This is a genomic window from Lysobacter sp. 05T417, from assembly GCF_056396405.1.
In genome coordinates this window covers 17,763-38,618 of sequence record NZ_JBFTLK010000007.1, presented here as the reverse complement: position 1 = coordinate 38,618, position 20,856 = coordinate 17,763, and the positions used below count along the sequence as shown (strand labels likewise).

16 protein-coding genes are annotated in these 20,856 nt (G+C 69.7%); 6 read left to right on the top strand and 10 right to left on the bottom strand.

What is annotated here, in order from left to right; genetic code table 11:
* Nucleotides 1-12: 12 nt before the first annotated feature.
* The 4 genes from AC1DER_RS13720 to AC1DER_RS13705 form a co-directional block, all read right to left on the bottom strand.
* A complete protein-coding gene (locus tag AC1DER_RS13720) occupies nucleotides 13-1,032 on the bottom strand; it encodes a TIGR00266 family protein (protein WP_477358054.1) in 1,020 nt (339 codons plus the stop codon).
* A gap of 126 nt (nucleotides 1,033-1,158) precedes the next feature.
* Entirely contained in the window at nucleotides 1,159-1,848 is a 690-nt protein-coding gene (locus AC1DER_RS13715) for an aspartate/glutamate racemase family protein (RefSeq protein WP_477244990.1), read from the bottom strand.
* Nucleotides 1,845-3,542, bottom strand: a complete 1,698-nt coding sequence (locus AC1DER_RS13710) for a M20/M25/M40 family metallo-hydrolase (RefSeq protein ID WP_477244992.1) — start codon at nucleotides 3,540-3,542, stop codon at nucleotides 1,845-1,847. The genes AC1DER_RS13715 and AC1DER_RS13710 overlap by 4 nt, the downstream gene beginning before the upstream one ends.
* A gap of 84 nt (nucleotides 3,543-3,626) precedes the next feature.
* Nucleotides 3,627-4,388 carry a rhomboid family intramembrane serine protease gene (locus tag AC1DER_RS13705; protein ID WP_477244994.1) on the bottom strand — a complete coding sequence of 254 codons (762 nt, stop codon included), beginning with the start codon at nucleotides 4,386-4,388 and terminating at the stop codon, nucleotides 3,627-3,629.
* A gap of 137 nt (nucleotides 4,389-4,525) precedes the next feature.
* Here AC1DER_RS13705 and AC1DER_RS13700 point away from each other — a divergent pair, with 137 nt between their 5' ends.
* From AC1DER_RS13700 to AC1DER_RS13690, 3 genes are all read left to right on the top strand, one after another.
* Nucleotides 4,526-5,695 (top strand): class I SAM-dependent rRNA methyltransferase, encoded by a 1,170-nt coding sequence (locus AC1DER_RS13700; RefSeq protein ID WP_477244996.1) that lies wholly within the window; start codon nucleotides 4,526-4,528, stop codon nucleotides 5,693-5,695.
* 47 nt (nucleotides 5,696-5,742) lie between these two features.
* Entirely contained in the window at nucleotides 5,743-7,101 is a 1,359-nt protein-coding gene (locus AC1DER_RS13695; RefSeq protein ID WP_477358051.1) for a DNA recombination protein RmuC, read from the top strand.
* Between the two features lie 197 nt (nucleotides 7,102-7,298).
* A complete protein-coding gene (locus AC1DER_RS13690) occupies nucleotides 7,299-7,547 on the top strand; it encodes a hypothetical protein (protein WP_477245000.1) in 249 nt (82 codons plus the stop codon).
* Here AC1DER_RS13690 and AC1DER_RS13685 read toward each other — a convergent pair.
* The 6 genes from AC1DER_RS13685 to AC1DER_RS13660 all read right to left on the bottom strand — a co-directional run bounded on the left by AC1DER_RS13685 (nucleotide 7,525) and on the right by AC1DER_RS13660 (nucleotide 11,859).
* A complete protein-coding gene (locus AC1DER_RS13685) occupies nucleotides 7,525-8,643 on the bottom strand; it encodes an MlaA family lipoprotein (protein ID WP_477245002.1) in 1,119 nt (372 codons plus the stop codon). The genes AC1DER_RS13690 and AC1DER_RS13685 overlap by 23 nt on opposite strands.
* A gap of 110 nt (nucleotides 8,644-8,753) precedes the next feature.
* Nucleotides 8,754-9,035 (bottom strand): STAS domain-containing protein, encoded by a 282-nt coding sequence (locus AC1DER_RS13680; protein ID WP_441815615.1) that lies wholly within the window; start codon nucleotides 9,033-9,035, stop codon nucleotides 8,754-8,756.
* A 1-nt stretch (nucleotide 9,036) separates the two neighbouring features.
* A complete protein-coding gene (locus tag AC1DER_RS13675; protein WP_477245005.1) occupies nucleotides 9,037-9,708 on the bottom strand; it encodes an MlaC/ttg2D family ABC transporter substrate-binding protein in 672 nt (223 codons plus the stop codon).
* The gene (gene mlaD / locus AC1DER_RS13670; protein WP_477245007.1) at nucleotides 9,705-10,268 is read right to left on the bottom strand and encodes an outer membrane lipid asymmetry maintenance protein MlaD; all 564 of its coding nucleotides are present in this window, start codon (nucleotides 10,266-10,268) and stop codon (nucleotides 9,705-9,707) included. The genes AC1DER_RS13675 and mlaD overlap by 4 nt, the downstream gene beginning before the upstream one ends.
* A gap of 24 nt (nucleotides 10,269-10,292) precedes the next feature.
* A complete protein-coding gene (locus tag AC1DER_RS13665; RefSeq protein WP_477245009.1) occupies nucleotides 10,293-11,042 on the bottom strand; it encodes an MlaE family lipid ABC transporter permease subunit in 750 nt (249 codons plus the stop codon).
* A 28-nt stretch (nucleotides 11,043-11,070) separates the two neighbouring features.
* Nucleotides 11,071-11,859 (bottom strand): ABC transporter ATP-binding protein, encoded by a 789-nt coding sequence (locus AC1DER_RS13660; RefSeq protein WP_477245011.1) that lies wholly within the window; start codon nucleotides 11,857-11,859, stop codon nucleotides 11,071-11,073.
* Between the two features lie 218 nt (nucleotides 11,860-12,077).
* Between AC1DER_RS13660 and recC the strand changes: the two genes are divergently transcribed.
* Genes recC through recD form a run of 3 tightly spaced genes read left to right on the top strand, consistent with a single transcriptional unit; the run spans nucleotide 12,078 to nucleotide 20,850 of the window.
* On the top strand, nucleotides 12,078-15,413 hold the full coding sequence (recC, locus tag AC1DER_RS13655; protein ID WP_477245013.1) for an exodeoxyribonuclease V subunit gamma: 3,336 nt from the start codon (nucleotides 12,078-12,080) through the stop codon (nucleotides 15,411-15,413).
* Nucleotides 15,410-18,997 carry an exodeoxyribonuclease V subunit beta gene (gene recB / locus AC1DER_RS13650; protein ID WP_477245015.1) on the top strand — a complete coding sequence of 1,196 codons (3,588 nt, stop codon included), beginning with the start codon at nucleotides 15,410-15,412 and terminating at the stop codon, nucleotides 18,995-18,997. Before recC ends, recB begins: the two co-directional genes overlap by 4 nt.
* Nucleotides 18,994-20,850: an exodeoxyribonuclease V subunit alpha gene (recD, locus tag AC1DER_RS13645; RefSeq protein WP_477245017.1), complete on the top strand. Its 1,857-nt coding sequence runs from the start codon at nucleotides 18,994-18,996 to the stop codon at nucleotides 20,848-20,850. Before recB ends, recD begins: the two co-directional genes overlap by 4 nt.
* Nucleotides 20,851-20,856 lie beyond the last annotated feature (6 nt).

Genomic DNA, 20,856 nt, shown 5'->3' with positions numbered 1-20,856 from the left:
GGAACGACGGAATCAGAACCCGTTGTCGCCGTCGAGGATGCGGCCCAACCCGCCCAGCACCGAGCCCTCGCCACGGTTCTGCCCACCGCCCTGCGGCGCGGCCGCCAGCATGCGGCCGGCCATGCGCGAGAACGGCAGCGACTGCAGCCAGACCTTGCCCGGGCCGCTCAACGTGGCCAGGAACATGCCCTCGCCGCCGAACAGCATGCTCTTGATGCCGCCGACCGCGCGCACGTCCATCTGCACGCTGTCGTGGAAGGCCATGACGCAGCCGGTGTCCACATCCAGGCGCTCACCGGCGCGCAGCTCGCGCTCGACCACCGTGCCGCCGGCGTGGACGAACACCCAGCCGTCGCCCTCGAGCTTCTGCATGATGAAACCTTCGCCGCCGAACAGGCCGGTGAGGATCTTGCGCTGGAAATGGATGCCGACCGTGACGCCGCGGGCGCCGGCCAGGAAGCTGTCCTTCTGGCAGATCAGGCGGCCGCCGTGCTCGTCGAGTTTCATCGCCAGCACGGTGCCCGGGTACGGCGCGGCGAACGCAACGCGCGCCTTGCCGCTGCCGGCATGGGTGAACACCGTCGTGAACAGGCTCTCGCCGGTCAGCACGCGCTTGCCGGCCGACATCAGCTTGTCCATGAGGCCGCCGCCCTGGCCGGACTGGCGGCCGTCGCCGAACACGGTGTCCATCTGGACGGAAGCGTCCTTGTACATCAGCGCGCCGGCCTCGGCGATTGCGCTTTCGCCCGGGTCCAGCTCGACCTCGACGAACTGCATGTCGTTGCCGACGATGCGGTAATCGATGTCGTCACTGCGACCGCGCGACGGCGGCGGCGCCGGCGGAAGGTGTGCCGGCGCGGTCTCGACCGACTCGGCGAACTCCGGCACCGACTTCACTGCCTGCCAGCCTGCCATTCCCTCGCGCCAGCACAGGTCGGTGGGGCTGCGGCGGGCGTGCGCCCGGGCCGCGGCCGGATCGAGCGGGCCAATGCGCTGCGTGCTGCCGGCGGGGACGAAGTACCACTGGGACATGTCGGCTTCCTGCGGGGGTGGAAAGCCGCGAGTGTAGCCGCGCCCCATGGCCGGACATCGGCCGAAGGTCACCGTCGCCGCGGTGCCCGGCTCCGGTCATTCATGTCAGCGCGCCCTGCCGGCGCGTCATGCCAGCGCGGCGAGTGCGGCGTGGCGCGCGTGCAGCGCGGCGGTGTCGAACAATGGCACGCTGGCGTCGTCGGCGCCGACCAGCAGGCCGATCTCGGTGCAGCCCAGGATCACGCCCTGCGCGCCACGCGCAACCAGGCCGGCGATGATCCGCCGGTACTGTTCGCGCGACTCCTCGCGGATCTGGCCCAGGCACAGCTCGTCGTAGATCACGCGGTGGACGATGCCGCGGTCGTCGGCTTCGGGCACGAGCACTTCCAGCCCATGGTTCTCGAGGCGCAGCCGATAGAAATCCTCTTCCATGGTGAAGCGCGTGCCGAGCAGGCCGATGCGATGCAGTCCGCGGGCGCGGATCTCGCTGGCGGTGGCATCGGCAATGTGCAGCAGCGGCAGCCCGCTCGCGGCCTCGACGGCGTCGGCGACCTTGTGCATGGTGTTGGTGCAGATCACCAGCAGCTCGGCGCCACCGGCGCGCAGGGCGCGCGCAGCGTCGGCCAGCACCTGGCCTGCCGTGTCCCAGTCGCCGCTCATCTGCAGGCGCTCGATCTCGGCGAAGTCGACGCTGTAGAGCAATAGCCGCGCCGAATGCAGCCCGCCGAGCTGCTCCTTCACCGTCTGGTTGATCAGCCGGTAATACGGCACGGTCGATTCCCAGCTCATGCCGCCGATCAGGCCCAGCGTTCTCATGGCGCGCGCTCCTGCGCACTGGTTGGCGCCTGCTTGCCGAAGCGCTCGCCGAAGAAATCGCCCGCATTCCAGGCCGGCCGTTGAGCGGCATCGGCGATGAGGCGGCCGATGCGGGCATTGAGCAGGGCCAGTCGCGCCGCATCGGCGTACCGGATCGGCTGGTTCGTATCGTCGCCCGGCTGGTGATAACGCTCGCGCAGGAACGCTTCCTGGATCGACTTTGCGTTGCCGCCCGCGCCATCGGCATCCTTGTAGCCGCCGTCGAGATACACCGCCGGCACGCCGGCGCGGATGAAGGCGTACTGGTCGCTGCGCACGAACACGACCTCCTCCGGCATCGGGTCCGGCGACAGGTCGACGCCGACCTCCTTCGCCGCCTGCTGCACCAGGCCCTGCAGGCTCGAGTGCTCGATGCCGATCGGCACCACGTCCGAGGTCGGCGCCAGCAGCATCGGCATGTCCATGTTGACGTTGGCCACCAGCGACTCGCGCGGCACGGTCGGGTTGCGGGCGAACCACTCGGCGCCGAGCAGGCCCTTTTCCTCCGCGGTGACAGCGACAAACAGCAGCGAGCGCTGCGTCGGCGTCGCTTCGTGGGCGAGGCGGTTGGCCGCTTCCAGCATCACCGCGATGCCCAGCGCGTTGTCGAGCGCGCCGTTGTAGATGGCATCTCCATTGACTGGCGCGCCGATGCCGATGTGGTCGAGGTGGGCACTGAACACCACGTTCTCGGCCTTCTTCGCCGCATCAGCGCCGTCGATGCGGGCGACGACGTTGCGGGAATCGACCGGAGTGATCTGCGTGCGCGCGGACAACTGCAGCGTGCCCGGCAGGTCGAACGCGCGCAGCTTGCCATCACGCAGGTCCTGGAACAGGTCTTTGGCGGTGCGGCCATTTGCCGACAGCAGCGCGTCGGCGCCGGTGGCGCTTACATAGGCGCCCACGCGCAGTTGCGGCCAGGTGTCGATGCCCTTGCCGTCGGCGCCGCGCAGGCGCATGCCGGGGCGATTCCAGTTGCTGGCGCTGCGCGCCCACGGCCGGGTCTTCTCTTCATCGTCGGTCTGCACCACGACCACGCCGACTGCGCCGCGGCGGGCCAGTTCCTCGGCCTTGGTGCGGCTGGAGGAGTAGAACGCGCGGCGATCGTTGTCGAAGCGTGCCGGCGCGCCGTTGAACATCACCGCGATCTTGCCCTTGACCTCGACCCCGGCGAAATCGTCCTGCTGCAGTTCCGGTGCGTACACGCCCTGCCCCACGAACACCGCCGGCGCCTCGACCTGCGCGCTGGCCTGGTTGTAGTTGACGCTCGGCAGGAACTGCTCGCGAAACGCCAGGGCGCGGCTGTGGCCATCGCGGTTGATCGCCAGGCCGTTGCCCTCGGCCTGGACCACGCCGCGCAGCATCGGCACGCGCTGGAAGTACGTGCCGTCGTCGCCGGCTGGCGCCAGCCCGATCGCGCGGAAGCGCTGCGCCACGTACAGCGAGGCCAGGTCGTAGCCGCGCGTGCCGGCCTCGCGGCCTTCGAGCAGATCGTCGGCGAGGAAGCGGACATCGGCTTCGATTCGGCGCGCGTCCGCGCCGGCCTTGGCGTCGTAGATCTCCCTCGTCTGCGTGGCCGTCGCGGCCGGCGCGGCGGCATCGCGTTGGCAGGCCATCAGCAGCAGGGCAAGGCAGAGCGGCGCGGCGATGCGCATGGGCGGGTCCGGTTGCCAATGTCAGGCCGCGACGCTAGCACCGCAGCCTTGCCGGGCCAAATGCCGGGCGGGCTGCCGGCATTCCTACTCGCCGCGGGGCGGGAAGCGCAGCACCGTTCGATGGTTGGGGTCGGGGCGGTTCCACAGCACCGGCACTTCGCGCGGGCTGGGCGGTTCCAGCTCATCGACTGCCGGGACCATCGAGTCCTCTTCGTCTTCCCAGCTGTAGCGCTTGCGTGGCGGCAGCGGGTCGACGCGATGCAGCAGCCAGGCGGCCAGCACACCAGCGGCGGCGCCGCCCAGGTGTGCCTGCCAGGACACGCCCGGTTCGCGCGGCAGGATCGTCAGCAGCATGCCGCCGTAGAACATGAAGGCGAGCATGGCCGCAGCGATGCTGGCGCGGTCGCGGCGCAGCAGGCCCAGCACGAACACCAGGAACATCAGGCCATGGCTGATCCCGCTTGCGCCCAGATGGTGCGAACCGGGATCGCCGAGCAGCCATGCGCCCAGCCCCGACCCGATCCAGATCAGCGGCAACGCCCGCAAGGTGGCCCGCGGGTACAGGCCTCCGGCCAGCGTGCCGAGCATCAGCAGGGCAATGGAGTTGGCGGCCAGGTGTTCGAACGAGCCGTGCAGCAACGGCGCCGCCAGCACGCCCAGCAGGCCTTGCAGCGACCACGGCTGCACGGTCCAGGCGGCCACGTCGAAGTGGCCCTGGGCGCTGAACACCGCCGCCAGCACCAGCACGAAGGCCAGGCTGGCGTTGAACGCGCGCAACCAGCGGTGCTTGTCGGCCTTGCGCTGGGCCGGGGTGTCGGGGACGGCTTCGGGCGTTGGCAGGTGCATGTTGAGCAGATTGATCCGGCTGGCAGGGAAAACAAGCCGGTCTGCGCGGGCCTGAATATCCCGGCGACGGGCCGATGGCTGACGGCACTGGATTTCCGCCTTCGCGGGAATGACGGGGGCAGGCGTAAAATGCCCCGATGAACGCCCCCTACCCCGCTGTACGCCTCAAGAACGCCTGGAAATCCACCCACCCCTGGATCTTCCAGCGCCTGGTCGAAAAGCCCGCGCAGAAACCCAAGCCCGGCACGATCGTCGATTGCTACGGGGTCGAGGGCGACTGGATCGGCCGCGGCTTCTACAACGGCCACTCCCGCATCGCCGTGCGCATCCTGGAAACCAACCCGGACGTCGAGGTCGACGCCGGCTGGTTTGCGCGCAAGATCGCCGAGGCCGTCTCGCTGCGCCGCGACGTGCTCAAGCTTGACGCGGTCAGCGACGCCTGGCGCGTGTGCCACAGCGAAGGCGACGGCCTGTCGGGCCTGGTCGTGGACCGCTACGGCGACCTGCTGGTGGTGGAGTTCTTCAGCGCCGGCATGTTCCGCCACCGCGAGTGGATCTACGAAGCGCTCAAGGCGCAGTTCCCGGGTTGCCGCTTCTACAGCTTCGCCGACGAGCACGTGCAGAAGCAGGAAAGCTTCGACTTCCGCGGCAGCGAACCCGTGCAGCCGGCGGTGATCAGCGAGTACGGCATCAAGTTCCGCGCCGACCCGGCCGGCGCCCACAAGACCGGTTTCTTCGCCGACCAGCGCGAGAACCGCGAGTGGCTGTCGCAGCAGGTCCAGGGCAAGCGCGTGCTGGACCTGTGCTGCAACACCGGCGGTTTCGCCGTGTACGCCGCGGCGCGCGGGGCCGAGGACGTGATCGGCGTGGACATCGACGCCGACGTGATCGAGATCGCCAAAGCCAACGGCAAGCTCAACAACGTGCGCCCGCGCTTCGTCCAGGCCGACATCTTCCCGTGGCTGCGCGATGCAGGCATCCGCGGCGACCAGTACGACGTGGTGATCCTCGACCCGGCCAAGATGACGCGCGACCGCGAGCAGGTGATCCCGGCGCTGAAGAAGTACCTCGACATGAACAAGCTGGCCATGGGCGTGGTCAAGCCGGGCGGCCTGTTCGCGACGTTCTCGTGCACCGGCCTGGTCAGCGAGGAACAGTTCCTCGACATGCTGCGCCGCGCCGCGTTCTACGCCGGCCGCACCGTGCAGGTGCTGAAGGTCGCCGGCGCCGGCGCCGACCACCCGTGGCTGGCGCAGGTGCAGGAGTCGCGTTACCTCAAGGCGGTGTTCTGCCGCGTGGTGGACTGAGCCCGACAGTTCTCAGCGACTGAGATCGGACCGGCTAGACTGGCGCCATGCCCGATCCGTCCCTGCTCCTGCTCGTCCTGCTCGTCGCGGTGATCACCGCGATCGTCCTCCTCGTCGTCCTGCTGCTGCGCAAGCCCGAAGGCCGCCTCGACCGCCTCGAGCACGCACTGCGCGAGGAACAGCGCGACGGCCGCGGCGAGTTGCGCCAGCAGCTCGACAGCCTGTCGATGCAGCAGGAGCAGCGCATCGAAGGCTTCGCCACCCGCCTCAACGATGCCGCCGCACGCACCGACCAGCGCCTGGAAGACCTGCGCGAAGCGCTGACCGAGGACGCCCGCAAGGCGCGCAGCGAGACCGCGCTGGCGCTGAAGGATTTCGCCACCGCGCTCGACGCGCGAGTCGGCGAGCTCACCCGCAACAACGAAGCGCGCCTGGGCGAGATGCGCACCACGCTGGAAGCCAGGCTGCGCGAACTGCAGGCCGACAATTCCGCCAAGCTCGAACAGATGCGCGCCACCGTCGACGAGAAGCTGCACGCGACCCTGGAAACCCGCCTCACCGAAAGTTTCGGCAACGTCACCCAGATGCTGGCGCAGGTGCACCAGGGCCTGGGCGACATGAACAAGCTCGCCGCCGACGTCGGCGGCCTGCAGCGCGTGCTGACCAACGTGAAGTCGCGCGGCGTGTTCGGCGAAGTGCAGCTGGCCGGCCTGCTCGAACAGGTGTTCGCGCCGGACCAGTACGCCTCCAACGTCGCCACCGTGCCCGACAGCACCGAGCGCGTGGAGTTCGCCGTGCGCTTCCCCGGTTCGACAGGCGACGCGCCGGTATGGCTGCCGATCGACGCCAAATTCCCGCGAGAGGATTACGAGCGCCTGCTCGACGCGCAGGAGCGTGGCGAACCGGAACTGGCGCGCGCTGCCGGCGACGCGCTGGAGCGCCGGGTGCGCCACGAGGCCGCGCGCATCCGCGAGAAGTACGTCGCCGTACCGCACACCACCGAGTTCGCGATCCTGTTCCTGCCGACCGAAGGCCTCTACGCCGAAGTGCTGCGCCGTCCGGGCCTTGTCGATGCCTTGCAGCGCGACGTCCGCATCGCCGTGGCCGGCCCGACCACGCTGCTGGCGCTGATGACCAGCTTCCAGATGGGCTTTCGCACGCTGGCGATCGAGAAGCGCTCGAGCGAGGTCTGGCAGACGCTGGGCGCGGTGAAGACCGAGTTCGCGAAGTTCGGCACCGTTCTCGACGGCGTCAAGAAAAAGCTCGACGAAGCCAGCAACAAGATCGAGGAAACCGGCCGCCGCACGCGCGTGCTGACGCGCAAGCTGCGCGACGTCGAAGCACTACCGGCCGAGGAGAGCATGCGACTGCTCGGTACGGACATCGAAGACCAGACTGACGATTGAGACGCGTGCGCCCTGCCCCACCGTCGTCCCGGTCGACAGCCGCCACGGTCGTGGCGCTACTCGTAGTCGCAGCGTCCTCGGCATGGCCGCTCGTCAGCGGAGCTCCGTTGCTGGAGTCAGAGCTTCCGGGCGGACTGCCTGCAGGCAACGCGCTTTCCGCACTCTGCCTGTGCGCATTGGCAGCGGTGCCAGTGGCGATGAGCACGCGCGGCACGGCGCTGCGCCGGGCATCGCTGACCGTGCTGATCGCCGCAGCGGCATGGCTGCCGGTTTCGGTTTTGCTTGCCGGCAACCTCGCACTGAACTTTGCGGGCGATCGCGGCAGCATCTGGCTGATGCTGACGCTCGCGGTCATTGCCGGCGTGGTCTGCACGTTCGCCTGGGCGGCGATGGCCGCGGCGGTGACGATGTGGCGGCGCTGGATCAGCCGCCGTCGGCGGGCATGACCGGCATTGCGTCCACCGGTACCTGCGGGTTGCTGTCGTCCTGCAGATAGTCGGGCAGCGTGTCGGTGCCGTCGCCTTTCAAGCGGTCGCCCTGGATCTGATAATCGCGGCGCTGGATCCACGCATCGCGCACCAGTGTGTAGTCGTCCTCGGCGCCTTCGCGGAAGCTGTCCGTGGCGAGCAGTTGCGAACGGATGTCGACCAGCTGCAGGCCCTGCAGCGGGATGCGGAGCCGGTCGGACTCGACCTGGCGCAGCGGGCTCAGCGGCGCGTCGCCGATCATGCCGAACGAATCGCGCAACGTGCGTGGACCGAACAACGGCAGTTCGAAGTAGCGCGAACTCTTCCAGCCCCACACACCCAGCGTCTGGCCGAAATCCTCGCCGCGGTTGGGCAACTTGGCGTCGGAGGCCGGGTCGAAGATGCCGGCGATGCCGAGCGTGGAATTGAGCAGGAAACGTCCGAGCGACTGCCCGGCCTGCTTCGGCTTGCCCTGCAGCAGCGCGTTCACCGCCGACACCGGCTGGCCGAGGTTGTTGAAGAAGTTGCTTATGCCCAGACGAAAGGGGCGCGGCACCACCTTGACGTAGCCGCGCGCCAGCGGCCGCGCGACGCCGCGGTCGACAGCGTTGTTGAAGCGGTGCATCTGCCGGTTGTACTTCTCCCACGGGTCATAGACCGGGGAAATCACCGCCGGCGCCGGCAGGTTCGGGTCGGCATAGCCTTCATCCGGCGTGCCGTACAGGGCGTCGTAGTCGCGCTCGGCCTGGGTGCGCTCGTCCGCGGGCGGAACCGGCGTCGGTTCGGTCTGCGGGTGCGGCTCGGGCGTGGGCGTCTCCACTGGCGTGGTCGGCGCGGGCTCGGTGGGGACCGGCGTGGCAGGCGTCGGCTCGGCAGGCGTCGGCGCCACCGGTTCGGGTGCCTGCTCGGGCGGCGGCGTCGGTTGGCCGTCGATCGACGCCTTCACGCACGCGCGCGCCTTGGCCGCGTCTTCACCGGCTTCCTTCATGCAGCGGTCGAATTGCTCGCGCTGCTGGCCCGACAACGGGCGCGTGAGGATCTGCGCCTGGCCGAACATCGGCACGCACAGAAGCACTAAAGCGATTAGGGGTGCGTGGGGGCGCATGGGTCGCAAGTGTAGAGGCTCAGGGGCAACCACGCCCCGCCGCCGGCGGGTCCGTGGCCGGAACGCTGTGTTCGCGGGGCTCAGCCGGCGAAGGCCAGGGCGTTGTCGAGGCGGTAGGCGGTGCGCAGCTCGGCCAGCCCCGGCGGGTCGCCGCTGACCTGGGTGATGCCGGTCCTGGCGCACAGCTCCGAAAGCAGGGCCAGGCCGGCGCTGTCGACCCGGCTGACTGCGCCCAGGTCGATCCGCACCAGCCCGGCGGCGGGCGTACGCAACTGCGCCCACAGCGAAGCAACCGCGGCGCGCTCGAGCGCGCCGCTGAAGGCGAGGGTGTCACCGTCCTGGCGGACCGTCGCGGTGGTCATCTCAGTTGCTGGCGGCCTGCGCCTGCAGCCTGCCCGCCTTGATGTCGGCGGCCACCTGCGGGATCGACTTCTGCTTGAGCGGGGCGTCGAACTGGTTGCGGAACGTCTGCACGAAGCTGACGCCCTCGACCATCACGTCGAACACCTTCCACTGCGTGCCGACCTTGCGCATCAGGTAATCGACCGGCACGGCTTCGTTGCCCTGGCGCAGGTACTCGCTCGAAACCTTCACGATCGCGCCGCCGCGGATCGGCGTCTCCGACTTCACCCGCACCTTGAGCTTGGTGTTGAGGTCGAGCAGGGACGAGCCGTAGCGCTGCATCAGGCTGTCGGCGAGCGCGTCGGCGAACACCTTCACGTCGGCATCGGAGGCGCCGCGGCCGTGCACGCCAAGGACCAGGCGGGCGGAGTAGTCGCGGTCGAAGATGTTGTCGAATTCGCTGGCGATGAACTGGCGCAGCGCGGAGCGATCCTTGCTGAACTCGGCGCGGCGGCTTTCCAGGGTGGCCAAAATGCGGGTGCTGTTGCTCAGCACCAGCGCGCTCGGCGAATCGGCCGCGGCGGCGGTGGACGGAGCCGCTGCAGGCGCCGCCTGCGCGAGGACCGCGGCAGGCGCCGCAACCGTCAGGGCGGCGGCAATCATCAGGGAGAGAACGCGGTTGGACTGGTTCATTTGGTCTTGGTCTCGTCCGTGGGGGCGGCATCGCCCTTCAGGTAGTCGGGAACATCGGCAGAGGGTTCTGCGGCTTGGCCGGCATTGTCGGCGGGCTTTGCGCCACCGCCGCTGAACATGTACTTGCCGACCAGCTGGATCAGGTCGACCGCGGACTGGGTCAGGTAGATCTCGTCGCCGGGCTTGAGCGAATCCGGGTCTCCGCCCGGGGCGAGATTGATGTAGCTCTCGCCCAGCAGGCCGCTGGTGAGGATGCTGGCGGCGGTATCGGACGGCAGCTTGTCGTAGCGCTTGTTCACCGCCAGGGTGACAACGGTGTCGAACTTGACGGGATCGACGTCGATCTTGTCGACATGTCCGATCGCAACGCCACCGATCTTGACCGGGGCGTTGGGCCTTAGTGCGCCGATCGTCGAGAAACGTGCGGTCAACGGGTAGGTATCGCTGCCCAGTCCCCAGCGACCGTTGGTCGAGGCGAGGGCCAGCACCAGCAGCGAGGCCAGCGCCAGCAGCAGGAAGGCACCGACGGCAAATTCGATACGGGGGGCGCGGATACTCATACGGTCACCATAAATGCGTTCGCCTCAGCGGAAGAGGAAGGCGGACATGACGAAATTGAACATCAGCACCAGCAGCGAGGCATTCACCACCGCGCGGGTGGTGGCGACCGAGGTGCCTTCGATGGTCGGCTCGGCGTGGAAGCCGACGTAGGAGGCGACCAGGGCCGCGGTCCCGCCGAACACCGCCGACTTGACCAGGGCCATCAGGAAGTCGTCGACAAAATCGACGCTGTCCTTCAAAACTTGCCAGAACGTGCCGCTATCGAGCCCGATCACGTGCACCGACTCGAAGTAGCTGCCGGTGATGGCGAAGCTGCAGAAGAAGCCGGTCAGCAGCGGAACGCAGATCACGGCCGCCCAGAAGCGCGGCGCCACGGCCTTGCCGACCGGGTCGATCGCCATGAGCCCGAGGGCGGTGATCTGGTCGGTGGCGCGCATCAGGCCCAATTCGGCAGCAATCGAGCTGCCGGCACGGCCGATGAAGAGCAGGGCGGTCAGCACCGGGCCGAGCTCGCGGTACATGCCCAGGCCGAGCAGGGCGCTGACCTGGGCGGTGGCGCCGTAGGTCTCGAGCGCGCGATAGCCGAGCAACGTCACCGAAAGACCGACGAACGCGCCGCCAACGGCAATGATCGGCAGCGAACGAGCGCCGATCTTGTAGATCTCGCGGATTAGCTCGCGGAAGAAGTCCGGGGTCGGCTTCGATGCCCGGAACACGGACAGCGAAAACAGGCCGGCGCGGCCGAGCGAGCGGGTCGCGGCTACGAAGGGCATCAGCGGGTCTCCCTCAAATGCAGGCCGGTCATGCCGCCTCCGTCGCGCGCGGCGCGGCATCGAACGCAATCGGACCGTCCGGCTCGCCCTTGAGGAACTGGCGCACCAGCGGGTCGTCGCTGGCCTCCAGCTCGGCCGGGGTGCCGGAAAAGACGATGCCGCCGTTGGCGATGACGATGGCGTGGTCGGCCACCGGCAGGGTTTCGTGGACGTGGTGGGTGACCACGATGCTGGTCAGGCCCAGCGTGTCGTTGAGACGGCGCACGAGCGCCATGACGACGCCGCTGGCGATCGGATCCAGGCCGGTCAGCGGTTCGTCGTAGATCATCAGCGGCGGGTCGAGTGCCAGCGCACGCGCCAGCGCGACGCGACGCGCCATGCCGCCCGACAGCTCGCGCGGGTAGGCGTCGGCGGCGGCGCGCAGGCCGACCGCATGCAGTTTCATCAGCACCAGCTGGCGGATCACCGGCTCGGGCAGGTTGGTGTGGGCGCGAATCGGCAGGGCCACGTTCTCGGCCGCCGTGAGGTCGGTGAGCAGGCCATTGCCCTGCAACAGCACGCCGATGCCCTTGCGCAATTCCAGCAGCGCGCGCCGACCCAGCGGCACCGGTTCGCCGAGAACCTCGACCGTGCCCGCAGCCGGCTCGAGCTCGCCGGTCAGAGCCGCCAGCAGCGTCGACTTGCCGCTACCGGATGGACCGAGCACGGCAACGATGCTGCCGCGCGGGACATCGAGGTTGATGTCCCGCAGCACCGTGCGTCCGCCCCGATCAAGGCGGAGCTGGCTGAGGCGGACGATGGGATCTTCGTTGCTCATGCGCGGGGGTGCATTCCGGAACTGCCGTGCAGCGAGGCCGGCAGTGTCGCCGGAAATGGCTGAACGGGAAGCAGGGCGGGCATTGTGGCAGGTTCGGACGAGATGCTCGACGGAATCGGGGGGAGGGGCCCGCAGAATTGCGAAATGGGCGCGGAGCCCAGCCGGTGTCCGCCCGCCGGTCTCAACGCGTGCGCCGCTGCTCCGGCAAGATAGTAGTGATGGCCATTCGCTCCGACTTCCGCCGCCCCGACTTCCGCCTCTATCACTCCAATGCGCTGGACATCCTGGCGCAGCTGCTTGCGCGGGAGTTGCGGCAACCGGCGCCTGGGCAATCGCTGCTGGCGCCCGACATCGTCCTGATCCCGCAGGTGGCGATGCGGCGCTGGTTGCAGGCGACGCTGGCCAGCACGTACGGCATTGCCGCCAACCTGGAGTTCCTGACGCCCGGCGAGTTCGTCCATCGTGCGCTGGACGCCAATGTTCCCGGCGGCGATGACGACCTCGACGCAGAAGCCCTGCACTGGCACCTGTATGCCGCGCTGACCGACCAGGCCGCATTGCGCGTGCCTGCGCTGCGGCCCCTGCGCGCGTACCTGCAGCGCGGCGACGCGCTCAAGCCGTGGTCGCTGGCTGGCGAGCTGGCCGGCGTGTTCGAGAAGTACCAGGCCTGGCGCCGCGACTGGCTGCTGGCCTGGGAAGCCGGGCACGAGCCCGGCGATCCGCAGGCGGCATTGTGGCGGCGCGTGGCGGCCGGCGGCGCCCACCGCGCGCAGCGGATCGGCGAATACCTGCAGCGATTCGGTGACGATGCCGGGCCGCTGCCGCAGGGATTGCCGTCGCGCCTGTTCGCCTTCGCGACCTTGAACATGTCGCCCGACGTGCTGCGCGTGATTGCCACCCAGGCCCGCGTCGGCACGCTGCATTTCTATCTGCCCAGCCCCACGCGCAGCTATTGGGGCGACCTGCAGACCCTGGCCGAACAACTGCGCAGCGGTGCCGACGATCCGTTCGGGACGGCGGCCGACGAGAACCCGATGCTGCAGGCGTGGGGCGCGGCCGGGCGCGACTTCATGGCGGTGCTGGGCAGTTACGAGGTAGTGCATCCCTCGCACGAACATGCCCACTACGTGGATCCGGAAGCGGCCGAAGGCGACCGGCCCGAAAACGACACCCTGCTCGGCCACCTGCAGCGCGACCTGCTGCACCGGCGCGCGCCGGCGCCGTGGCGCGGCGACGTGGACCGCAGCGATCCCAGCGTGCAGGTGCATGCCTGCCACACGCGCCTGCGCGAAGTCCAGGTGCTGCACGACCAGCTGCGCGGGCTGCTCGACGATCCACGTTTCGATCCGCCGCTGCAGCCGCGCGACATCGCCGTGCTTGCGCCGGACATCGACCCGTACATACCGTGTATCGATGCCGTGTTCGGCGGCCAGGCCGGGCGCGAGGATTTCATCCCGTTCGCGCTGGCCGACGCCAGCCCGCTCGCCGGCGAACCGCTGGCCGAACTGTTCCTGCGCCTGTTGGCGCTGCCGGTATCGCGCTTCGGCCTCAACGAAGTGCTCGACCTGCTCGCCAGTCCGCCGCTGGCCAACAGCGCCGGGCTGGACGCGCCGGCGCTGGAGCGCCTGCACGACTGGTTGCAGGACGCCGGCGTGCGCTGGGGCCTGGACGCCGGCCATCGCGAGCAGCACGACGCGCCGCGCGACGACGCCTATACCTGGGCCTTCGCGCTGGATCGTCTGCTACTTGGGTACGCCAGTGGCAGCGATGAGGACATCGCCGGCGTCGCGCCGTGGCCGGAACTGGAAGGCAGCTCGGCGGACGCGCTCGACACGCTGCTGCGGCTGATGCGCGTGCTGGCCCGACACCAGCGCACGCTCGGCGAAGCGATGCCACCTGCGCAATGGCGCGAGCGCCTGCTCGGCCTGCTCGATGCCCTGTTCCTGCGGCCGCCGGCGAGCGTCGCCGGGCAGCGCGCGCTGGAACGCCTGCGTTCGCTGATCGGCGACTTCGCCCTGTCGGCGCAGCGCGCCGGATTCGACGGCGCGGTGCCGGCGGAGGTGGTACGGGCGCACTTCGCGATGCGCCTGTCGGAAGCCGACACGCGCGCGCCGTTGCTCACCGGTGGCGTCAGCTTCGGCCGCATGGTGCCGATGCGCTTGTTGCCGTTCCGCGTGATCTGCGTGCTCGGCCTCAACGATGGCGACTATCCTCGGCGCGATCCGGCGGCCGGCCTCAATCGCCTCAGCGCCGAGCTCGGCACCGCCCACCGCCGTTACGGCGACCGCTCGCTGCGCGAGGACGACCGCTTCCTGTTCCTGCAGCTGCTCGCGTCCGCGGGCGACGTGCTGTACCTGAGCTACCAGGGCGCCGACCCGCGTGACGGCAGTGCGCGTGAACCGTCTGTACTGGTGTCGGAACTGCTCAACGTCATCGCCGATTACCACACCGACGCCGCCGATGCGAAGCAGGCGCTGGTGGTGCGCCATCCGCTGCAGCCGTTCGCACCGGCGGCATTCGGCGATGCCGCCGAGCCGCGCCGTTTCAGCTATCGCGACGAGTGGCATCCGGCCGCCAATCTCCACGGTGGCGAGCGGCATGCGCTGGGGGCATGGATCTCCGCGCCGCTGCCGGCGGCCATCGCCGAAGCAGACCTGTTGTCGCTCGACAGCCTGCGGCGTTTCCTGTGCGATCCGTCCGGCCAGTTCCTGCGCGAGCGCATGGGCATGCGCCTGCCCGCCGAAGTCGAACTCGCCGACGACACCGAACCGATGCTCCTGCCCGGCGGTGGCTGGTCACGCACGGCGTTGCAGCGCGCAATGCTCGCCGCCCTGGTGGAGCAGCAGACGGAGGGCCTCTACGAACGGCTGCTGGCGCGCGCGCAACTTCCCTCGGGCCCGCTCGGACGGCGCGAGTTCGACGCGATGCTCGGCGAGATTCGCCCCTATGCACGGCAGTTCGCCCAGTGGCGCGGCGCACGCGAGCCGGAGGCAGTGACGGCCGAGGCCGACATCGACGGCACGCGGCTGCGTGGTCGCGTCGAGAACATCTACGGCCAGGCCCTGGCGCGGGTGCGCATCGGCGAGCCCAACGGCCCCTCGACCATCCGCGATGGCCTGGACTGGTTGCTGCTGTCCGCAGCCGGGCAGGGCAGGGCGCTGGTGCAGTTCCACGACGGCGGCGAAGGCGCGCAGTGTCACGAGCGCCCGCCACTGGCAGCCGAAGCCGCGCGCGAAGCATTGCGGCAGCTGCTGCAGTTGCGCGCGCACGGGCTGCGTGAAGCGCTCGCGTTCGCACCCTACAGTGGCTGGGACCTGTACCGCGCCCTGCGCGATGGCACCGCCGAGGACAAGGCCTGGCAGAAGATGCGCGAACGCTGGACCGGCGGCAGCAGCGGCCGCAAGTGGGCCGAGGGCGAAGGCGATGCGATCCGGCTGACCCTGCGCGGCCGCGACCTGCCCAACGACAGCCAGCTGCGCGAAACATTCGCCGCCGTCACCCATCTGGTATTCGACGCGGTGACCGGCGCCGTGCCTGCGGAGCAGGGCGCATGAACCTCGCCCTGACCACGGCCGATCCTTACCTGACCCTGCCGTTGCACGGCGTGCGCCTGATCGAGGCCAGTGCCGGCACCGGCAAGACGTTCACCCTGGCCACCCTGGTGACGCGCCTGGTCGTCGAGCGCGATCTGCGTGTCGGCAGCATCCTGGTGGTCACCTTCACCGAAGCGGCGACGCAGGAGCTGCGCAAGCGCATCCGCGAACGGCTCGAACAGGCCGCCGCGATAGTCGGCACCGAAGCCGCACAGGACGAGGCCGCGGACACCGCGCTCACCCGACGCATCATCGACAGCCACCTGGCTGCCGGCAACGAGACTCCGGTGCAGCTGCAGCGCCGCCTGCAGCACGCCGTGCTGGAGGTCGACCTCGCCGCGATATTCACCATCCACGGTTTCTGTGCGCGCGTCCTGCGCGAGCACGCGCTCGAGAGCGACCAGCCCTTCGCCGCGCCGCAACTGCTGACCAGCGACGCCGACCTCCGCGACGGCCTGGCATCGGACCTGTGGCGCGCATTCGCCGCGAACGGCGACGACGCACTGCTGCTGCCGACGCTGTGGAACGGCCCGGACGAGCTGGCCAGGGACCTGCCAACGCTGATGTCGGCCGTTCCGCTGCTACCAGTGGCGGAGGCCGGCGCCGATGACGGCAGCAGCGTCCGCAGCGATGTCGATGCGTGCTTCCAGGCGCTCAGGCGCGCATTCGCCGAGCACGGCGACGACGCGCGCTGGAAGCTCGAAGACGCCATCGCGCAGGAGCTTCTGAACAAGTCCAGCTACAAGCCCGAGCATGTGGCTCCGCTGTGGAGCGCGCTCGAGCAGCAGTTGCATCACGGCGGCCCGTTCGACGAGCACCACGAAAAGCTGCCCAACCTGCGCCAGGCCACGCTCAGCGACCGCACCAAGGTCAAGCTGCGCGCGCGCTGCCCGCAGTCGCCGCTGTTCGTCGCCGTCGCCGACTACCTGGACGCGCGTGCCCGCCATCGCCAGGAACACGACCGCCAGCGCGTGGCGCTGCTGCACCGGGTTCGCGGCGATGCGCGCCGGCGCCTGCGCCAGACCAAGCAGACGCTGCGCCTGCAGACCTACGACGACCTGATCGACGATGTCGCCGACGCGCTCGGCAGCGACCACGGCGACGAACTGGCGCAACGGCTGCGTCAGCAGTACCAGGTCGCACTGGTCGACGAGTTCCAGGATACCGACGCGCGCCAATGGGGCATCTTCGAGCGCGTCTTCGGAGCATCGCGTGCGTCCAGCGACGACCCGGGGGCGCTGTTCCTGATCGGCGATCCGAAGCAGGCCATCTACGGCTTCCGCGGCGGTGACGTGCACACCTACCTGGCCGCCGCCGCCCTGGCCGAGCGTGCACCGCCGCTGGAGCGCAACTTCCGCTCACGTCCCGGCGTGCTGCGCGCCATCGAATCGCTCTACGCCAACGCCGGCGAACGGCCATTCGTGGTGGATGGAATCGACTTCCATCCGGTGCAACCGGGCGACCGGCGCAGCGACGACGACTTCATCGTTGACGGCGCCGCCGCGCCCGCGCTGACCGTGCGCATGATCGCGCCCGACGCCAATGGCGAGGCCCACAACGTCGAGCGCTCGCGGGAACTGGCGACCGGTGCCTGTGTCGCCGCCATCCATGACGTGCTCAGCCGCGGACGCGAAGGCCGCGCGACGATCGACGGCAAGCCGGTGCAGCCGGGCGATATCGCGGTGCTGGTACGCCGCCACAACGATGCCACGCGGATCCAGCGTGCGCTGACTGCGGTGGGCATTCCTGCCGTGGCCGCCGGCAAGCAGAGCCTGTTCGCCAGCGACGAGGCCGCCGAGTTGCGCATGCTGTTCGAAGCGCTGCTGCAACCGGCCGACGATGGCCGCCTGCGCACCGCGCTGGCTACGGTGCTGCTGGGCGTGGATGCGCACGAGATCGACGAGCTCGAACGCGACGGCGCCGTCTACCGGCGCCGGCAACTGGAGGCGATGGCATGGCGCGAGCGCTGGCAGCGCAGCGGCCCGTTCGCGCTGGTGTCGGACCTGTGCGCCGCAAATGGCGAGCGCCTGCTCGGACTGCTGGACGGCGAACGCCGGCTCACCAACTACCTGCAGCTGGGCGAACTGATGCAGGACGCCGACGCCCGCTCGCTGGGCCTGCACGGCCTGGTCGACTGGCTGTGCCGCCGGATCGCCGAAGCCGACTCGGACGACGAGGCGCAGTTGCTGCGTCTGGAATCGGACGCCCAGTGCGTGCAGATCGTCACCCTGCACAAGAGCAAGGGCCTGGAATACCCGCTGGTGTACCTGCCGTTCGCCGCCATTGGGGGACAGGCACCGAGCCCCGACCGCTATTGCATCGTCCACGACGGCGACCGCCGCCAGCTGCGCTGGCGCATCGACAAGGACGACCCGGACTGGCGCAGCGCCGCCGCGGAATGGCGAAACGAGCAGTACGCCGAAGACGCGCGCCTGCTCTACGTCGGCCTGACGCGCGCACGCGACGCGCTGTGGATCGCCAGCGGCGGCCTGTATGCGGCCGACAAGACGCGATTGGCGCCGATGCTCGCCGGTGATGACGCACTGCGCGCCAACCCGGACGTGGCGATCGTCAGCGGTGACGTCATCGCACCGGCCGCGCCACTGAACGCGGCGCAGATCATGGCGGTCGCGAACGCGCGCCTGTCGCGCCGCGCGATACCGCGCGACTGGTGGGTCTACAGCTTCACTCAATTGGCCCAGGCCGAAGCCGGGGCCGAAGTGGTCGTTGCCGTGGACGAGCGCGGCGCGATTGACGAGCCCGCCGAAGCGGAGCCGGTCGGAGCCGAGCCGCGCCTGGAGGACGGCGAGGCCTTCGACCCGCGCTTCAGCGGCAGTCGCTTCGGCAACGTCCTGCACGACGCGCTCGAGCACACCGACTTCCTCGCGTGGCAGTCCTGGAGCGATGGCGCCGCCGCACCGCCAGGGCAGCAGGACATCCTCGCCGCCGCACTGCGCAATGGCGGCTACGCCGCGGACGACGTGGTCGATGGCGTGCCGACACTGGAGCGGCTGGTCGGCCGCACCCTCACCACCGCCTTGCCCGAAGGCGGGCGCCTGTGCGATCTCGACACGCGCGCGCGCCGCGCCGAGATCGAGTTCCACTTTGCCCTCCAGTCCACCTCGGTGGACGCGTTGATCGAGGTCCTGCATCGCTTCGGCGTGGTCGCTGCGCGCCGTGGCTTCGGCACGCGCCGCCGCCTCGAAGGCCTGATGACCGGCAAGATCGACCTGACCTACACCGTCGACGGGCGCTGGTATGTGCTCGACTACAAGTCCAACCGGCTGCCGGCCTACGACGCCGCCAGCCTCGATGCCGCCATGGCGCACAGCGAGTACGACCTGCAGGCACTGATCTACACGCTGGCGCTGCACCGTTGGCTGCGCTTCCGTCTTGGCGACGCGTACGCGTACGGGCGCGACTTCGGAGGCGTGCGCTATCTGTTCTGTCGCGGCCTGGTCGAAGGGCAGGGCATTCACGCGCACAAGCCCGACGCGGCCCTCGTCGATGCACTCGACGCGCTGTTCGCCGGGGGTGCAGCATGAGCCTGCTCGATGCGCTGCACCGCGCCGGCGTGCTCAACACGCTGGATCACGCGTTAGCGCAAAGCCTGCGCCGGCTTGGCCGCCGCGATACGAGCACCGACCTGTTCGGCGCCGACACGCCCGACATGGTGCTGGCCGCTGCGGCATTGGCCTCCCAGGCCGTGTCCCGCGGCCACGCCGCGTTCGATCCGTCGCTGCCGTCATGGTTGCCGGACGAATCCGTCGACTGGCCCAGCGCGCGCGCCTGGCGAGACGCGCTGAAGGGCTCGCGCTGGATCACCGAACCGCAAGCCGATGCGATCGCCGCCGGCGACGCGCCGCTGGTGTGGGAGAACGGCCTGCTGTACCTGCGTCGCTACCGCGAGTACGAGCGCCGTCTCGCCGCGGGCCTGCGCCGCATCGCCCAGGCGCGCCTGGCAGGCGATGCCGTCGATTCGCTGGCGCCGTTGTTCGCCGCCCTTTTCCCGCAGGCACGCGACGACGACCGCCAGGCCCGCGCCGCCGCGCTGGCATTGCTGCAGCCCCTGCTGCTGGTCACCGGCGGCCCGGGCACCGGCAAGACCACGACCATCACCCGCCTGCTGTTGCTGCTGATCGCCCAGGCCCGGCAGGCCGACCTGCCACCGCCGCGGATCGCGCTGGCGGCACCGACCGGTCGTGCCGCCGAACGCATGGCCGAGAGCCTGCGCGCCGCCAGCGAGAAGTTGCGGGTCATCGACGGCGTCGACATTGCCCTGTGCGATGCGCTGCCCGACACCGCCAGCACACTGCATCGCCTGCTCGGTACGATTCCCGGCAGCCCGCGTTTCCGTCACGACCCGGCCACCCCGTTGCCGTACGACGTGATCGTCGTCGACGAAGCGTCGATGGTCGACCTGCCGTTGATGTGCAAGCTGGTCGAGGCGGTCGCCGATGGCGCGCGCCTGATCCTGCTCGGTGATCGCGACCAGCTTCCGTCGATCGAGGCCGGCGACGTGCTCGCGGCAATCACCGATGCCGCCGGCGATGGCGGCGAGTTGCCACAGGCCCTGGCACAGCGACTGCAGCCATTGATTGGCGATGTACCCGCATCGTCGCCATCGGCCGCATCCAATGCGCTGTCCGGTCACCGTGTCCAGCTCAAGCGTGGCTACCGTCAGTCCGAGGCGCTCGACCTGGCGCCGCTGGCGGACGCACTGCGCGTCGGTGACGGTGACCGCACCGACCAGCTGCTGCGCTCGAATGCACTGCGCGGCGTCCACTACCACGAAGGCGTCAGCGATCCGCTGGCCGGACCGCGACGCGAGACGCTGCTGTCGGTGTGGCGGGAGCTGCCGTTGATCGACGACCCGGCGATCGCCCTGCAGCGGGCCTCCGCGCTGCGTGTGCTGACAGCCCTTCGCGACGGTGCGCAAGGTGCCAGCGTGCTCAATGCGCGCATCGAGGAGGCGCTGGCCGGCGCACACCGCGACCCCTACTTCCACGGACGGCTGTTGCTGGTCACCGAGAACAGCTACCGCCACGGTCTGTTCAACGGCGACATCGGCGTCTGCCAGCGCGATGCGCAGGGCCACACCGTGGCCTGGTTCGCTGGCGGCAGCGATGGCGTGCGCGGTTTCCATCCGGCGGCCTTGCCGGCGCACACCGGCGCGTTCGCGATGACGGTGCACAAGGCGCAGGGCTCGGAGTTCGATGCCGTGTGGCTGTTGCTACCCCGTCAGGACGCACGAACGCTGTCGCGCGAACTGCTGTACACGGCAGTCACCCGCGCGCGCAGCGAGTTGCATGTGTGCGCCAGCGAACCGGTGTTGCGCGCGGCGCTGGCGCGGCATGCGGCGCGGGTGTCGGGGCTGGCCTGGCGCTTGCGCGGGTAGGGCGAC

Coding starts and splice junctions, on each gene's coding strand:
- AC1DER_RS13665 (WP_477245009.1), bottom strand. CDS start 11,042: ATGCCCTTCGTAGCCGCGACCCGCTCGCTCGGCCGCGCCGGCCTGTTT.
- AC1DER_RS13680 (WP_441815615.1), bottom strand. CDS start 9,035: ATGACCACCGCGACGGTCCGCCAGGACGGTGACACCCTCGCCTTCAGC.
- AC1DER_RS13695 (WP_477358051.1), top strand. CDS start 5,743: ATGCCCGATCCGTCCCTGCTCCTGCTCGTCCTGCTCGTCGCGGTGATC.
- mlaD (WP_477245007.1), bottom strand. CDS start 10,268: ATGAGTATCCGCGCCCCCCGTATCGAATTTGCCGTCGGTGCCTTCCTG.
- recD (WP_477245017.1), top strand. CDS start 18,994: ATGAGCCTGCTCGATGCGCTGCACCGCGCCGGCGTGCTCAACACGCTG.
- AC1DER_RS13705 (WP_477244994.1), bottom strand. CDS start 4,388: ATGCACCTGCCAACGCCCGAAGCCGTCCCCGACACCCCGGCCCAGCGC.
- AC1DER_RS13715 (WP_477244990.1), bottom strand. CDS start 1,848: ATGAGAACGCTGGGCCTGATCGGCGGCATGAGCTGGGAATCGACCGTG.
- AC1DER_RS13700 (WP_477244996.1), top strand. CDS start 4,526: ATGAACGCCCCCTACCCCGCTGTACGCCTCAAGAACGCCTGGAAATCC.
- AC1DER_RS13660 (WP_477245011.1), bottom strand. CDS start 11,859: ATGAGCAACGAAGATCCCATCGTCCGCCTCAGCCAGCTCCGCCTTGAT.
- recB (WP_477245015.1), top strand. CDS start 15,410: ATGAACCTCGCCCTGACCACGGCCGATCCTTACCTGACCCTGCCGTTG.
- recC (WP_477245013.1), top strand. CDS start 12,078: ATGGCCATTCGCTCCGACTTCCGCCGCCCCGACTTCCGCCTCTATCAC.
- AC1DER_RS13690 (WP_477245000.1), top strand. CDS start 7,299: ATGAGCACGCGCGGCACGGCGCTGCGCCGGGCATCGCTGACCGTGCTG.
- AC1DER_RS13710 (WP_477244992.1), bottom strand. CDS start 3,542: ATGCGCATCGCCGCGCCGCTCTGCCTTGCCCTGCTGCTGATGGCCTGC.
- AC1DER_RS13675 (WP_477245005.1), bottom strand. CDS start 9,708: ATGAACCAGTCCAACCGCGTTCTCTCCCTGATGATTGCCGCCGCCCTG.
- AC1DER_RS13720 (WP_477358054.1), bottom strand. CDS start 1,032: ATGTCCCAGTGGTACTTCGTCCCCGCCGGCAGCACGCAGCGCATTGGC.